Genomic DNA, 15,425 nt, shown 5'->3' on the forward strand with positions numbered 1-15,425 from the left:
GGAAGTGAGATGGTCGGATGAAATTCCATGAAATGCAGATAGAACAAGTAGAAAAGTCTCTAGAAACCGACTTTTCTTCTGGATTATCACAGGAAGAAGTAAAAAAGAGAATTAATTTGCACGGTCTAAATGAGTTGGACGAAGGAGAAAAGCAATCAGCTTTACTCTTATTTTTTAGTCAATTTAAGGATTTTATGGTCTTAGTTCTTCTCGCAGCTACCTTAATCTCCGGATTGCTTGGCGAATATATTGATGCCATTGCTATTATTGCCATCGTCATTATCAATGGCTTTCTTGGTTTTTTTCAAGAAAGGCGGGCAGAGAAATCACTACAGGCATTAAAGGCATTATCTGCACCACAAGTCTCTGTGCTCCGGGATGGTCAGTGGATCAAAATTCCTTCGAAAGAAATTGTGGTAGGGGATATTTTGAAGTTTGTTAGTGGGGACCGTATCGGTGCCGACGTCCGTGTGATTGAGTCAAAAAGTTTAGAAATTGAAGAATCAGCGCTTACAGGAGAATCCGTCCCTGTTTCCAAGCATATAGAAATCCTGACTAACCCTAACCCTGGCATAGGAGATATGGAGAATATCGCATTTATGGGTACGATGATTACGAGGGGAAGCGGGATAGGAGTCGTCATTGCAACAGGTATGAAAACAGCAATGGGACAAATTGCAGATTTGCTTCAAAATGCAGAGGCGCAAGATACTCCATTGCAACGCCGCTTAGAGCAGCTGGGAAAAATACTAATTACAGTAGCCTTACTATTAACTGTTCTGGTTGTAGTGGTTGGAGTTTTGCGGGGACACGACATTTATGAGATGTTTTTAGCAGGTGTTTCTCTTGCAGTTGCGGCCATACCTGAAGGGCTGCCGGCAATCGTGACAGTGGCATTATCCCTCGGTGTGCAAAAAATGATTAAGAAAAATGCCATTGTCAGGAAATTGCCCGCGGTAGAAACACTTGGCTGTGCTTCGGTCATATGTTCCGATAAAACGGGAACAATGACACAAAACAAAATGACGGTTACCCATTTATGGAGTGGGGGTCAAACTTGGACAGTTGATGGGGTAGGGTATCAGCCGCGAGGGAATTTCTATAGAAATGAACGCAATATTAATCCTAAAGATGAAAAGGCATTGCAGCAAATGCTAATTTTTGGGATGTTATGTAATCATTCAGATTTAGTCATTAAGGATGATGATTATATTCTTGACGGAGACCCAACCGAAGGGGCACTGTTGGTAAGTGCAATGAAAGCAGGTTTTGATCGTCCCAAATTATTAGATGAGTTTACGATCATAAATGAATTCCCGTTTGACTCAACCAGAAAAATGATGAGTATTCACGTTAAAGACAAGCAGGGACGGCATTTTATAGTCACAAAAGGGGCACCGGACGTCATTTTAGATATAAGTGAATCCGTTCTTTGGGACGAGAGAACACAATTTTTAAATAAAGAGACACAAGTGAAGGTTCAGGAGGCAATAAATGGACTCGCATCACAGGCACTTCGAACGATCGCGATTGCCTTTAAACCAATACAGGCTAATACGATTATTTTAAGTGAACGAGAAGCTGAGAAAAATTTAACGCTTATTGGTATTCAAGGAATGATTGACCCGCCGAGACCTGAAGTGAAAAAGGCTGTAAAGGAATGTAAAGAAGCAGGTATTAAAACTGTCATGATAACGGGTGACCATGTCATCACTGCAAAAGCGATTGCCTCCCAACTTGGAATTATAACGAATAAAAGCAAGGTCATTGATGGGAATGCATTATCTGAAATGACAGTCGAAGAGCTTGAAGAAATAGTCGATGATGTTTCAGTTTTTGCAAGGGTTTCACCAGAGCATAAACTGAAAATTGTCAAAGCATTACAAAATCGCGGACATATTGTCGCCATGACGGGTGATGGTGTGAACGATGCGCCAGCTATTAAAGCCGCTGATATTGGAGTCGCTATGGGGATTACCGGGACAGATGTCGCCAAAGAAGCTTCCTCTCTTATCTTGTTGGACGATAACTTTGCCACGATTAAGGCTGCGATAGTGGAAGGCAGAAATATCTATGAAAATATTCGTAAATTTGTTCGATACTTGTTGGCTTCTAATGTTGGTGAAATTTTGGTCATGTTGTTTGCGATGATTTTAGCGCTGCCTCTGCCGCTTATTCCTATCCAAATCCTCTGGGTGAATTTGGTTACTGATGGGTTGCCGGCTATGGCACTAGGGCTCGATCGACCTGAAGAAAATGTAATGAAACGTAAACCCCGCAGTCCAAATGAAGGTGTTTTCTCGCGAGGTCTGGGCTGGAAGGTTGTGTCACGTGGCTTCCTAATAGGGCTGGTAACATTACTATCCTTTATGATTGTTTACAATAACGATCCTTCCAAGTTGCAATATGCACAAACTGTTGCCTTTGCAACACTTGTCATGGCTCAGCTGATTCATGTTTTTGATTGCCGCAGTGAGAAATCAGTGCTCTCGAGAAATCCTTTCGGAAATCAGTACCTTGTTTGGGCCGTTTTATCTTCACTTGCATTGATGTTTGTCGTTATTTATTACCCGCCATTACAGCCTATTTTTCACACACTGCCGGTAGCAGCTAAGGATTGGCTGTTGATTGTTGGTTTATCATCGATACCAACTTTTTTACTAGCTGGGTCATTTTTGTTAAGAAAAACAAAATAAAGTGTGTTATAATCCAAAAGGTAATAGATTCCACTCTATTACCTTTTGTCTTTTTTGAAAAATATAGCTAGCCGATCAATTTTTCAGAAGATTGGATGTGCACAAAAATGGTTATAAGTATGACAGGCTTTGGAAGAGCTAAAACAGAATCAGATTGCTTCTCTGTCAATGTGGAAGTAAAAACAGTGAACCACCGTTTCTGTGAAATGAATATCCGCATGCCAAGGCAGCTTTTAAAAATAGAAGATAGAATGAAAAAGAAACTTAATCAGTATATCCGCCGTGGAAGGGTAGAAGTTTATGTTAGCTTAGAGGGTGAAGGCGTCGTAACCCGCAAAGTCATCGTGGATTGGAAACTGCTAGATGAGTATTATCAATTTATCAAACAGGCTCGTGAAAAATATGATGTTGAAGGAACGTTAACACTTCAGAATTTGCTAAGTAGAAGTGAACTTTTACATATTGAAGAAAGTGAAGCTGGCAATGAAGAACTTGATAATCTAGTTCTGGCTGCAACAGAAGAAGCTGCCAAGTTTTTAACACAAATGCGGATGGCAGAAGGTGAAGAATTAAAAAAGGATTTGCTCGCCATTTTATCTCAATTAGAATCACATGTTTTTGAACTCCAGAAATTTGCTCCACTAGTTGTTCAATCCTTTAAAGAGCGTTTAACAAAAAGAATGGAAGAGTTTGTTAATGGGCAATTGGACGAAACGAGGATCTTGACGGAAGTCGCCGTTTTTGCTGATAAAGCAGATATAAATGAAGAAGTCACACGATTAAAAAGCCATTTTCAACAATTCTTGCAAACCCTTGAGAGCATGGAACCAATTGGAAGAAAATTAGATTTTATCGTCCAGGAAATGAATAGAGAAGCAAATACCATTGGTTCAAAAGCAAACGATTCAAACATTGCTAAAAAGGTTGTAGATATTAAAAGTCTACTTGAGAAGCTAAAAGAACAGGTTCAAAATATCGAGTGAACCTTGTTTAGAAACTGTTTGAGACGGTCAAAATATATTATTAATGATTGGATGAGTACCATGTCGATAAAATTAATTAATATTGGATTTGGAAATATCGTTTCTGCCAATCGAATTATTTCAATTGTCAGCCCTGAATCTGCTCCAATAAAAAGAATTATTCAAGATGCCCGGGACCGGGGAGCATTAATTGATGCCACATACGGTAGGCGGACACGAGCGGTGATTGTTATGGATAGTGATCATGTTATTCTATCAGCTGTACAACCTGAAACGGTAGCGCACCGCTTAGCTGATCGTGATGAAATAATTGATGAAGGGTAGGATTTATGAAATGCAGGAAAAAGGATTGCTGATTGTACTTTCTGGGCCCTCCGGGGTTGGAAAAGGAACGGTTCGGAAAGAAATTTTTTCCCATCCGGATACAGCTTTTGAATACTCCATTTCAATGACAACCCGCTCACCTCGAGATGGGGAGATTGATGGAGTGGATTACTTTTTTAAGTCAAGAGAAGAGTTTGAACAATTAATTGAACAGGGCAAACTGTTAGAGTATGCCGAATTTGTCGGGAATTATTATGGTACCCCTGTTGACTATGTTCGTTCCACTCTGGATGCTGGAAAAGACGTCTTCTTAGAGATTGAAGTAAAGGGTGCCCGTCAGGTACGAGAAAAGTTCCCTGAAGGATTATTTATTTTCCTTATGCCGCCAAGTTTATCTGAACTAAAGAACCGGATTGTAACAAGAGGAACGGAAACAGATGACATCATACAAAACCGCCTGCTTTCAGCTCGCGAAGAAATTGAAATGATGGAATTATATGATTATGTTGTTGAAAATGATCAAGTGGAGCGCGCCTGTGAACGCGTGAAATCCATTGTTACTGCGGAGCATTGCCGCAGAGAACGTGTTGAACACCGCTATAAAAAATTGCTGGAGGTTGAATTATAATGTTATATCCTTCTATTGATTCGCTGCTTGAGAAAATTGATTCGAAATACTCGCTTGTTTCCGTAGCTGCGAAGCGCGCTCGCGTGATGTCCCAGGTAAGAGATGAAAGATTGCCAAAATACGTTTCCCATAAACATGTTGGAAAAGCACTAGAGGAAATATACAGCGGTGAACTAACCTACCGAATTTCTAATAAAGCAGACACATCTGCTGAGTAGTCTTAAATAGGTATTGATTGACAGTAAATTTCTGAGAGAAGGCCTGACAAAAGGGGAAATCCTTACATGTCAGCCTTTTTTATTTTGGTTATCCTCGTTATGTAGAATTTGTCGAATTACGAGTGGAAAAAGGTGAAAAATTGCTTTTATTCTAGCATAATAAAGAAAGAGTGAAATGAACGAGAAGCGGGGGAATCCAATAATGGTACAGGATAAAAAAATATTATTATGTGTTACAGGCGGAATCGCCGTATATAAGGCAGCGGCACTAACAAGTAAGCTTGTTCAGGCTGGTGCTCATGTAAAAGTCATTTTAAGTGAATCTGCACAGAAATTTGTTACCCCATTAACTTTTCAGGCGTTATCCCGTAATGAAGTATATGTAGATACCTTTGACGAAAAAAATCCGCGTGTCATTGCCCATATTGATTTAGCTGATTGGGCGGATTTAATCCTTGTTGCTCCTGCTACAGCAAATACGATGGGAAAAATAGCTGGTGGAATAGCCGATAATATGATAACAACGGTCCTGCTTGCAGCAACCTCACCAGTCTGGATTGCCCCTGCGATGAATGTGCATATGTACGACCATCCTGCTGTGAAAAAGAACCTCTCAATATTGGCTGAGTACGGATATAAATTTATTGAACCAAGTGAAGGTTATCTTGCCTGTGGATATGTAGGGAAGGGCCGTTTGGAAGAGCCGGAAAAAATCGTCCAGCTCGTACAACAATTTTTTTCCGATCAATTCCAACAAACCTTAAGAGGAAAAACAGTTGTGGTTACAGCGGGGCCAACACGGGAAAAGATTGATCCTGTTCGTTTTATTTCCAATCATTCAACAGGGAAAATGGGTTATGCCCTTGCAGCTGAGGCAAAAAAACAAGGTGCCCATGTTGTATTAGTTTCGGGACCGGTTGGGTTGCCGGCTCCATTAGGTATGGAAGTGGTAAAGGTCGAGAGCGCTGAAGAAATGTTCAATGCTGTGTTGAAGTATTATGACTCTGCGGATGTAGTCATTAAAACAGCCGCCGTTGCCGATTACCGTCCAAAAATTACATTTGATCATAAGGTAAAGAAACAAGCCGGTGACTCGAGTATAGAGTTGGAACGAACGAAAGATATCCTGCTTGAGTTGGGTAAGAGAAAGAAGAACCAAGTGCTTGTAGGCTTTGCAGCTGAAACGGAAAATGTTGAAGAATATGCAAGGAAAAAATTAAATGCGAAAAATGCGGATATGATCGTTGCAAACAATGTGAAAGCGGAAGGGGCAGGGTTTGGGACAGATACAAATATTGTCACACTTTTCAAACGGTCTGGCTCAAATATAGATTTACCGATTATGTCAAAAAGTGATGTAGCAAAAAGGATTATCAAAGAAATTACTTCCTTATTGAAGGATATGGATGAAAATGGAAATAGCTAGTGTGATTGTGGATGTACCGGCAAAACAAACGGATAGAGCGTTCGATTATTTAATTCCAGAGCAGTGGTGGGGAACAATCCAGCCGGGAATGAGGGTAATCGTTCCGTTTGGTCCGAGAAAAATCCAAGGATTTGTCACATCGCTTAAAACACAATCTGAATTTAAAAAATTAAGAGAAATTATCGAGCCCATGGATCTTGAGCCAATCTTAAACAAGGATTTACTTGACCTGGGCGACTGGCTAACTGAGAATACACTTTGTTTTAAAATCTTTGCTTTTCAGGTTATGCTTCCAGCCGCGTTAAAAGCTAAATACGAAAAAAAAGTGAAGATTACTGCAGGGGTGGAGGCTGCTGATTTATCAGAACCCCTTCAAACTCTTTTTGAAAACAATCCAATGATTGACTGGGAAGATGCTTTGAATAATGGAGTGGTTCCCTTATTACAAAAGGAAGCAGCAAAAGGTAAACTTGAAGTCCTTTACATCGTTAAGGAGAAGGTCAAAAAGAAACAGCGTAAGTTTGTCCGCCCACTTGTATCTCTTGCTGAATTGAAAGATGAAGTAGTACGATTTCCAGCAAAAGCTGAAAAGCAAAAACTAGTATTGAGCTATTTTATCAATCATTTCGAACCAGTCGAATTGAGGCAGCTTGTCGCTGAATTAAATACGACATCTTCAACTGTTAAGGCACTTGTAGAAAAGAAACTTCTTACTGAGTATGAAATGGAGGTTTACCGCGATCCGTTTGAACATAGGACCTTTAAACGAACAAAGCCCTTACCATTAACAAATTCCCAGCAGACCGTGATTGGGCCGATTCTAAACGCGATTGAATCAAATCGACATGAGGTATTCTTGCTCTATGGTGTAACAGGAAGCGGAAAAACCGAAATTTACCTCCAATCCATTCAAGAAGTTATTGAAAGAGGACAGGAAGCAATAGTGCTTGTACCAGAAATATCGCTCACCCCCCAAATGGTGAATCGTTTTAAAGGGAGATTTGGGGACTTAGTGGCTGTTTTGCACAGCGGTTTGTCAGCTGGAGAAAAATATGATGAGTGGCGGAAGATTCAACGTAAAGAAGTAAAAGTAGCTGTAGGAGCAAGATCAGCGATTTTTGCCCCATTTGAGAACTTAGGAATTATTATTATTGATGAAGAGCACGAAACAAGTTATAAGCAGGAGGATATGCCTCGATATCATGCTAGGGATGTTGCAATTGAAAGAGCTAAAACGTATAACTGTCCAGTTGTGCTCGGAAGCGCTACCCCATCACTCGAGTCGTTTGCCAGGGCTCAAAAGAAGGTGTATCATCTATTATCGCTCCCTAACCGGATGAATAATCAAACCCTGCCCTCAGTAGAGATCATTGATATGCGTGAGGAGCTTCGTGACGGAAATCGGTCAATGTTTTCACGTAAGCTTTTTGATATGCTAAAGGACCGAATAGAAAAAAAACAACAATCGGTTTTATTTTTAAATAAACGGGGTCATTCGTCATTTGTAATGTGCCGGGACTGCGGTTATGTGATGAACTGCCCAAACTGCGACATATCGCTTACCTACCACCGAGTAAATGAACAAATGAAATGCCATTATTGCGGGTATGAAAGCCATGTTCCTAAGCAATGCCCGGAGTGTTCCAGTGATTATATTCGGTATTTTGGGACTGGTACTCAAAAGGTAGAGGACGAGCTTGGTAAAATTCTCCCAGAAGCAAGGGTTATTCGGATGGATGTTGATACAACTGGTCGAAAGGGCTCACATGAACGATTATTAACTGATTTTCAGAATGGCAAAGCAGATATTCTCCTCGGGACTCAAATGATTGCAAAAGGGCTGGATTTTCCAAATATCACCCTAGTTGGTGTGCTTTCGGCTGATACGATGCTGCATTTACCTGATTTCCGTGCGTCTGAAAAAACCTTTCAATTATTAACACAGGTAAGCGGAAGAGCGGGACGTCATCAATTGCCGGGGGAGGTCATCATTCAGACCTACACCCCTGAACACTATAGTGTCGAACTTGCGGGAACACAGGATTATGATCTCTTTTACCAAAGAGAAATGATGATTCGAAAAACCCATCATTATCCACCCTTCTATTATCTGTCCCTCATAACAGTCAGTCATGACCAATTGATGACTGTCGTTACAGCGACAGAGAAAATTGTTAATTATGTACGTTCACAGGTTTCAAAGGATGCCGTCGTTTTAGGACCTGCAGCCTCGCCGATTCCTAGGATTAATAATAGATATCGCTATCAATGTCTGATAAAATACAAGCGGGAACCGAACTTGACAAAAATGTTAAAAACCATCTTGGATCAACACCAGAAAGATACTAAAAGCGGCTTATTGGTTTCAATAGATGTAAATCCATTTATATTAATGTAAGTTAGCCAAAGGTAACCTGGTCATCAAAGGTTATTATTTCGCATTTTTGGTGAAAATGTAAGCAATTAATAAATTTAAAACGCCTATATAAGAATGGAATTATTGGGGGAAATAATTTGCCTATACTCAAAGTAATAAATTACCCTGCTGAGATACTTGAGCAGACTTGCAAGCCAGTGATTAAGTTTGATAAAAAGCTTGCAAAAATACTTGATAATATGTATGACACGATGATTGAATATGATGGGGTGGGACTAGCTGCTCCTCAAATTGGATTGGACGCACGCATCGCAATTGTTGATATCGATGATGAATTAGGGACAATCGAAATGATTAACCCAGAAATATTAGAAACATCCGGTGAACAAACTGGACCAGAAGGTTGTTTAAGTTTCCCTGGATTATTCGGTGAAGTGACAAGGCCCAATTTTGTTAAAATTGAAGCATTTGACCGTAAAGGCAGAAAATACACATTAGAAGCAGAAGAATTCCTAGCAAGGGCGATTCAACATGAAATCGATCATCTGGACGGGATTTTATTTACATCTAAAGTGACGAGATATCTCGAGGAAGATGAGTTAAAAGGAGTAGAAGTTGAATGACGAAAATTGTTTTTATGGGTACTCCAGATTTTTCTGTGCCAATCTTACAACAACTGATTAAAGATGGATATGATGTCATTGGAGTAGTTACACAACCAGATCGACCGGTGGGAAGAAAAAAGATTTTAACACCTCCCCCGGTTAAGGTAGAAGCCTTGAAACATTCTATTCCTGTCTTTCAACCAGAAAAAATCCGTCAAGAAGAAGAACTTGAAAAAATCCTTTCCTTGAATCCAGATTTAATTGTTACTGCTGCGTTTGGGCAAATCCTACCCAATAAGCTGTTAGAAGCGCCTAAATACGGTTGTATAAATGTTCATGCATCCCTGCTCCCGGAACTTCGTGGTGGTGCTCCTATTCATTATGCCATTATGCAAGGAAAACAAAAAACAGGTGTTACCATCATGTATATGGTTGAAAAATTAGATGCTGGGGATATTTTAACAAGTATTGAAGTCCCAATTGCTGAAGAGGACAATGTTGGTACATTGCACATTAAATTAAGTACAGCCGGGGCAAAATTATTGGCAGAAACCTTGCCGCTTCTTTTGGAAGGGCGTCTGACGCCTAAGCCTCAAAACAATGAAGAAGCCACATTTGCTGCCAATATTAAGCGAGAACAAGAAAAAATTAATTGGACAAAATCAGGTGAAGAAATCTTTAATCATATCCGTGCTCTAAATCCATGGCCAGTTGCGTTTACAACCCTGAATGGCCAGGTCTTAAAAATATGGCGGGCAGAAAAGGTATCTGGACAGAATGTGGAAGTACCTGGAACAATTATTAATATAGAATCGGATGGCTTTTCGGTATCAACCGGTAATGAAACGGCAATCAAAATCATTGAACTTCAGCCCTCTGGAAAAACAAAAATGATGAGTGAACAATTTTTACGGGGTTCAAAAATTTCAATAGGCACCAAGCTGGGAGAATAAAATGACATCAACAATAAATAATGTACGGGCAATCGCAATGGATAGTTTAGTTGCTATTGAGAAAAACCAATCTTACAGCAATTTACTTCTTAATAATACAATTGAAAAACACGAATTGTCTCCTAAGGACGTCGGACTGCTAACGGAATTGACGTATGGAACCTTACAAAGAAGAATGGCACTTGACTATTATTTAGAGCCTTTTGTCAAAGATAATAAAAAGTTAGCCAATTGGGTTCATCATTTACTTAGACTAACGCTTTATCAAATGATTTATCTCGATCGAATTCCGGACAGAGCAGCGATCTACGAAGCAGTAGAAATTGCCAAAAGTCGTGGTCATAAGGGGATAGCAAGTTTGGTAAATGGAGTATTGCGGAGTATTCAAAGAGAAGGGCTCCCATCCATGGAGGAAATCACGGACCCAAACAAAAGACTATCACTTGAAACTAGCCACCCAGAATGGCTAATTACCCGATGGGTAAACCAATTTGGCTATGAAAAAACAAAAGAAATGTGTGAAGTAAACCTAACAGCACCATTGCAAACAGCTAGAGTTAATCTCACGAAAATTTCAAGAGATGAATGTGTTGCGATCTTAGAAGAAGATGGTTTTCAAATCGAGAAAAGTCCAATTATTCCTGAGGCGATCAGATCGTTAAAGGGGAATTTAGCGTCTACTATTGCTTTTAAATATGGAATGTTTACTATTCAAGATGAAAGCTCAATGCTCGCCGCCTATGCATTAGGAGCAAAGCAAAACGAATTTATCCTTGATGCTTGTGCAGCACCAGGTGGTAAAAGTACACATATCGCTGAAAAAATGGATAATACGGGAGAAGTTATATCGGTTGATCTCCATCAGCACAAAGTCAGATTAATCAATGATAATGCCAAGCGACTAGGGTTAGAAAATATAAAAACAAGCGTTTCTGATTCCAGACAAATACAGGAAAAATTCAACAAAGAATCATTTGATCGTATCCTTCTGGATGCTCCGTGCTCGGGTCTTGGAGTAATGAGGAGAAAGCCTGATATGAAATATACAAAAACAGAGAAGGATATTGAGAGGTTAAGTACGATCCAGCAAGACTTATTAATGTCCGTATCCCCTTTATTGAAAAAGGATGGCATCCTTGTCTATAGTACTTGTACAGTAGATAAAGAGGAAAATGAATACACGGTTAAGACATTCCTAGAGAATAACCCTGAATTCGAAGGAGATTTATCATTTAAAAACAGGATGCCTGAAGCTATCCAACCATTGATTACAGGTTTTGATGTACAGATATTCCCACAAGATCTTGGGTCAGATGGGTTCTATATTGCAGTTTTAAGGAAGAAGGTGTAACAGTTGGAACAATTAAATACAACTGAGACAAACACAGCTAAGGAAATTAAGAAGAAATCAATTTATTCATTGCAGCTTAACGAATTAAAGAATTGGCTGACTGAAAATGCTGAAAAGGCATTCCGTGCCGAACAAATCTATGAATGGCTTTATAAAAAACGAATTACATCATTTGAGGATATGAGTAATGTATCAAAGGGCTTAAGAGATAAGCTTGCTAGCCATTTTGAATTAACAACATTAAATACGGCGATTCAACAAACATCATCTGATGGAACCATAAAATTCCTTTTTGAACTTCAAGATGGGTACTCCATTGAAACGGTGCTAATGCGTCATGATTATGGAAACTCCGTTTGTGTTACGACACAGGTAGGCTGCCGAATAGGGTGTACTTTTTGTGCCTCTACATTAGGCGGCTTAAAAAGACACTTAGAGGCAGGAGAGATTGTCGCACAAGTTGTAAAAGTTCAGCAAACACTTGATGAAACAGATGAGCGTGTAAATTCAGTTGTTATCATGGGAATTGGTGAGCCATTTGATAATTATGATAATATGTTATCATTTTTAAAAATAATCAATCATGAAAAGGCTCTTAATATCGGAGCACGCCATATAACCGTATCAACAAGTGGTATCGTTCCGAAAATTTATCAATTTGCAGATGAAAATACACAAATTAATTTTGCTATTTCTCTCCACGCTCCCAATACCGAATTACGTTCAAGGCTAATGCCTATTAATAAGGCTTATAAACTAGATGACTTAATGGAAGCAGTAAGGTATTATATCGATAAGACAGGTCGTAGAATAAGCTTTGAATATGGTCTTTTTGGCGGTGTAAACGATTCAGTCGAGCATGCTGAAGAGTTAGCTATATTATTAAAAGGATTAAAATGTCATGTGAATCTAATTCCTGTAAACTATGTTCCTGAAAGAGATTATGTACGGACTCCACGAGACAAAATTTTTGCTTTTGAAAAAACATTGAAAAACCGAGGTATTAATGTAACCATTCGCAGGGAGCAAGGTTCAGATATCGCTGCAGCATGCGGGCAACTTCGTGCAAAGGAGCGGAAAGAGGAGACGAGGTGACAAAAGTGAAGGCTGTTTTTAAAACGGACCAGGGTAGAGTTCGCCAGAATAATGAGGATAGTGGTGGTACTTTTGTTAATCGGGATGGACACCGTCTTGCCATCGTAGCAGATGGCATGGGCGGTCACCTTGCTGGTGATGTTGCTAGTAGCATGAGCGTTACGCATCTTCAAGAAATGTGGGAGAAATCTGAAGGAATTCATACAGCAGATCAAGCCGAAGCATGGCTGAAAACCCATGTTCTCCAGGTTAATCAATTATTGTTTGACCATTCAAGAAGTCACGTGGAATGCGAAGGTATGGGTACTACTATAGAGGCAGTGATTGCTTCTGAAAATTTTACAACGATTGCACATGTGGGGGATAGTCGTTGTTATATCTTAAATGATACTGGCTTCCAGCAGCTAACTGAGGACCATACACTTGTGAATGAGTTAGTCCGAACTGGACAAATCACTAAAGAGGATGCAGAACATCATCCCAGGAAAAATTGGATATTAAGAGCGTTAGGAACAGAACAGGATGTGAAAATCGATATAAAAACGATAATGTTCGAAGAAGGAGATTTTCTCCTTTTATGCTCTGATGGGTTGTCAAATAAAGTCAACGAACAGGAAATGGTAAGTATTCTTCAAAATGAAGAATCACTTGAACAAAAGGCTTCCACATTAATTAATATTGCAAATGATAACGGTGGAGAAGACAATATTACCCTGATCATATTAGAATATGCTAATGATTTTGAATTGGGTGATGAGCAGTGATTATTGGGAAAAGAATAAGCGGCCGCTATAAAATTCTTAAAATGATAGGCGGAGGCGGAATGGCCAATGTCTATTTAGCACATGATATGATACTGGACAGAGAAGTTGCCGTGAAAATGCTCCGCCTTGATTTTGCCAATGATGAAGAATTTATTCGACGCTTTCATAGAGAAGCACAATCTGCAACAAGTCTTACCCATCCCAATATCGTTAGTATTTATGATGTGGGTGAAGAGGATTCTCTTTACTATATTGTTATGGAATATGTGAATGGGCAAACATTAAAGCAATACATAAACCAGCATTCGTCACTCCGTGTAGAAAAAGCATTAGACATAATGATGCAATTAACATCTGCAATTTCCCATGCCCATCAAAATCATATTATTCATCGTGATATAAAGCCGCATAACATTCTAATTGATCCTAATGGCAGTGTGAAAATTACTGATTTTGGGATAGCCATGGCCTTAAGTGCGACAAGCATTACCCAAACAAATTCTGTGTTGGGTTCTGTCCACTATTTATCACCGGAACAAGCTCGTGGGGGAATGGCTAATCGGAAATCAGATATTTATTCACTTGGGATTGTCATGTTCGAAATTTTAACAGGCAGGCTTCCATTCTCAGGGGAATCAGCCGTTTCGATTGCATTGAAACATCTACAGTCAGAAACACCTTCTGTTAGAAGGTGGAATTCAACTATACCGCAAAGTGTAGAGAATATAGTCCTAAAAGCAACGGCAAAGGATCCATTCCATCGTTATAACAGTGTCGATGAAATGGAGGAGGATTTAAGGACGGCACTAAATCCAGAAAGAATGGATGAACCGAAGTTTATTATTCCAATTGATGATGAGGCAACAAAAGCCATTCCAATCATAACAGATGACCGTCCACATAAAAACCTTGATGAAACATTAGTGCATAGTAATGATAAAATATTGCCGGTCAAAAAGGAAACACCTAATAAGGAGAAAACTAGTAAGAAAAAGCGGAAAAAATGGCCGATGATCTTAATTTCGACTTTCCTTATACTTTCCATTCTCGGACTATTAACAGTTACATTTTTACCTGATTTATTGTCTGCTAAGGACGTCAAAATACCTGACGTAAGTGGGATGGATGTTGATGATGCGATTTCTGAGCTTCAGCTCAGCGGAATAGTGGTTGACAAACAGGTTGAAATTCCTGATGATCTGGTGGCTGAAGGAAAGGTTATCAAAACCGACCCCGAAATTGGCAGTACAGTCAAGGAGAACGCAAAAGTTAATTTATATATAAGTACTGGTAAAGAAAAAATTGAGCTATCTAATTATGTTGGCCGGATATATGATGATATTTTCCGTTTATTAGAAGACAGGGGTTTTAAAGATATTTTGAAAACTGAGAAATACGATGATAGTGACCCAGGAACCATTATTAGCCAAAACCCTTCAGGAGGTGAAGAAATTATTCCTGAAGATACTGTATTAGAATTTGAAGTCAGTAAAGGACCTGAAATAATCGTCCTAAGGGACCTAACCGAATACAATTTAAAAGGGGCCGAGGATTATGCCTTATTAGTAGGGCTGACTTTAAATGTCTCAGAAGAAAAATATGATGAAAAAATTCCTGCTGGCATGGTAATTTCACAAACACCAAAGGCTGGAACAGAACTGAAAAAAGGCGATAAGGTATCAGTCATTATTTCAAAAGGAAAAGAAGAAAAACCGCCCAAAACGGTAGTTAAAGATATAACAATTGATTATGAACCGACTGTCCCAGTGCCAGTGCCAGGAGATCCTGTTCAAAAACAAGAGGTTTTAATCTACATCGAAGATATGAATCATAGTATGACGGAACCTGCCGAATCATTTTTTATAACTGAAACGACAAAAAAACAAATAGAACTTACTATTCCATATGGCGGAAAAGCGGGCTATAAGATTATTCGTGACAGCAAGGTGATAGCAGAGGACGTAATTAACTATCCAGAAACAGAGTAATTAATATTACTATGCTC

Annotated in this window: 13 protein-coding genes; all 13 read left to right on the plus strand. The window is 39.3% G+C overall.

All coding sequences use genetic code 11. The annotated features are described in order from the left end of the window. The first annotated feature begins 17 nt into the window (after positions 1-17). The 13 genes from ACSU6B_RS20430 (at position 18) to pknB (ending at position 15,408) form a co-directional block, all read left to right on the plus strand. On the plus strand, positions 18-2,696 hold the full coding sequence (locus tag ACSU6B_RS20430) for a calcium-translocating P-type ATPase, SERCA-type (RefSeq protein ID WP_410888131.1): 2,679 nt from the start codon (positions 18-20) through the stop codon (positions 2,694-2,696). Between the two features lie 107 nt (positions 2,697-2,803). Next, on the plus strand, positions 2,804-3,679 hold the full coding sequence (locus ACSU6B_RS20435; protein ID WP_215000297.1) for a YicC/YloC family endoribonuclease: 876 nt from the start codon (positions 2,804-2,806) through the stop codon (positions 3,677-3,679). A gap of 60 nt (positions 3,680-3,739) precedes the next feature. Next, entirely contained in the window at positions 3,740-4,003 is a 264-nt protein-coding gene (gene remA / locus ACSU6B_RS20440) for an extracellular matrix/biofilm regulator RemA (RefSeq protein WP_026566410.1), read from the plus strand. A 10-nt stretch (positions 4,004-4,013) separates the two neighbouring features. Next, a complete protein-coding gene (gene gmk / locus ACSU6B_RS20445; protein WP_214731260.1) occupies positions 4,014-4,631 on the plus strand; it encodes a guanylate kinase in 618 nt (205 codons plus the stop codon). Beyond that, positions 4,631-4,849 carry a DNA-directed RNA polymerase subunit omega gene (rpoZ, locus tag ACSU6B_RS20450; RefSeq protein WP_215000299.1) on the plus strand — a complete coding sequence of 73 codons (219 nt, stop codon included), beginning with the start codon at positions 4,631-4,633 and terminating at the stop codon, positions 4,847-4,849. Before gmk ends, rpoZ begins: the two co-directional genes overlap by 1 nt. Before the next feature lie 202 nt (positions 4,850-5,051). Continuing rightward, the gene (gene coaBC / locus ACSU6B_RS20455; protein ID WP_410888134.1) at positions 5,052-6,275 is read left to right on the plus strand and encodes a bifunctional phosphopantothenoylcysteine decarboxylase/phosphopantothenate--cysteine ligase CoaBC; all 1,224 of its coding nucleotides are present in this window, start codon (positions 5,052-5,054) and stop codon (positions 6,273-6,275) included. Next, a complete protein-coding gene (priA, locus tag ACSU6B_RS20460) occupies positions 6,262-8,673 on the plus strand; it encodes a primosomal protein N' (RefSeq protein ID WP_410888173.1) in 2,412 nt (803 codons plus the stop codon). Before coaBC ends, priA begins: the two co-directional genes overlap by 14 nt. A 116-nt stretch (positions 8,674-8,789) precedes the next feature. Next, entirely contained in the window at positions 8,790-9,275 is a 486-nt protein-coding gene (gene def, locus ACSU6B_RS20465) for a peptide deformylase (RefSeq protein ID WP_215000302.1), read from the plus strand. Then, complete coding sequence (gene fmt / locus ACSU6B_RS20470; RefSeq protein ID WP_410888136.1) at positions 9,272-10,210, plus strand: methionyl-tRNA formyltransferase; 939 nt, start codon at positions 9,272-9,274, stop codon at positions 10,208-10,210. The genes def and fmt overlap by 4 nt, the downstream gene beginning before the upstream one ends. A gap of 1 nt (position 10,211) precedes the next feature. Beyond that, positions 10,212-11,561 (plus strand): 16S rRNA (cytosine(967)-C(5))-methyltransferase RsmB, encoded by a 1,350-nt coding sequence (rsmB, locus tag ACSU6B_RS20475; protein WP_215000307.1) that lies wholly within the window; start codon positions 10,212-10,214, stop codon positions 11,559-11,561. A gap of 3 nt (positions 11,562-11,564) precedes the next feature. Then, positions 11,565-12,656 carry a 23S rRNA (adenine(2503)-C(2))-methyltransferase RlmN gene (gene rlmN, locus ACSU6B_RS20480; protein ID WP_168242744.1) on the plus strand — a complete coding sequence of 364 codons (1,092 nt, stop codon included), beginning with the start codon at positions 11,565-11,567 and terminating at the stop codon, positions 12,654-12,656. Between the two features lie 5 nt (positions 12,657-12,661). Continuing rightward, the gene (locus ACSU6B_RS20485; protein ID WP_410888175.1) at positions 12,662-13,420 is read left to right on the plus strand and encodes a Stp1/IreP family PP2C-type Ser/Thr phosphatase; all 759 of its coding nucleotides are present in this window, start codon (positions 12,662-12,664) and stop codon (positions 13,418-13,420) included. Further along, positions 13,417-15,408, plus strand: coding sequence for a Stk1 family PASTA domain-containing Ser/Thr kinase (gene pknB / locus ACSU6B_RS20490; RefSeq protein ID WP_410888139.1), 1,992 nt, complete (start codon positions 13,417-13,419; stop codon positions 15,406-15,408). Before ACSU6B_RS20485 ends, pknB begins: the two co-directional genes overlap by 4 nt. Positions 15,409-15,425: the final 17 nt, after the last annotated feature.

The sequence above is a fragment of the Neobacillus sp. C211 genome (assembly GCF_051842875.1).
Lineage (GTDB): Bacteria > Bacillota > Bacilli > Bacillales > Cytobacillaceae > Neobacillus.

What these genes read in the sequence shown, in the direction of transcription:
- ACSU6B_RS20430 (WP_410888131.1), top strand. Translation starts at nt 18, where the DNA reads ATGAAATTCCATGAAATGCAGATAGAACAAGTAGAAAAGTCTCTAGAA.
- ACSU6B_RS20435 (WP_215000297.1), top strand. Translation starts at nt 2,804, where the DNA reads ATGGTTATAAGTATGACAGGCTTTGGAAGAGCTAAAACAGAATCAGAT.
- remA (WP_026566410.1), top strand. Translation starts at nt 3,740, where the DNA reads ATGTCGATAAAATTAATTAATATTGGATTTGGAAATATCGTTTCTGCC.
- gmk (WP_214731260.1), top strand. Translation starts at nt 4,014, where the DNA reads ATGCAGGAAAAAGGATTGCTGATTGTACTTTCTGGGCCCTCCGGGGTT.
- rpoZ (WP_215000299.1), top strand. Translation starts at nt 4,631, where the DNA reads ATGTTATATCCTTCTATTGATTCGCTGCTTGAGAAAATTGATTCGAAA.
- coaBC (WP_410888134.1), top strand. Translation starts at nt 5,052, where the DNA reads ATGGTACAGGATAAAAAAATATTATTATGTGTTACAGGCGGAATCGCC.
- priA (WP_410888173.1), top strand. Translation starts at nt 6,262, where the DNA reads ATGGAAATAGCTAGTGTGATTGTGGATGTACCGGCAAAACAAACGGAT.
- fmt (WP_410888136.1), top strand. Translation starts at nt 9,272, where the DNA reads ATGACGAAAATTGTTTTTATGGGTACTCCAGATTTTTCTGTGCCAATC.
- rsmB (WP_215000307.1), top strand. Translation starts at nt 10,212, where the DNA reads ATGACATCAACAATAAATAATGTACGGGCAATCGCAATGGATAGTTTA.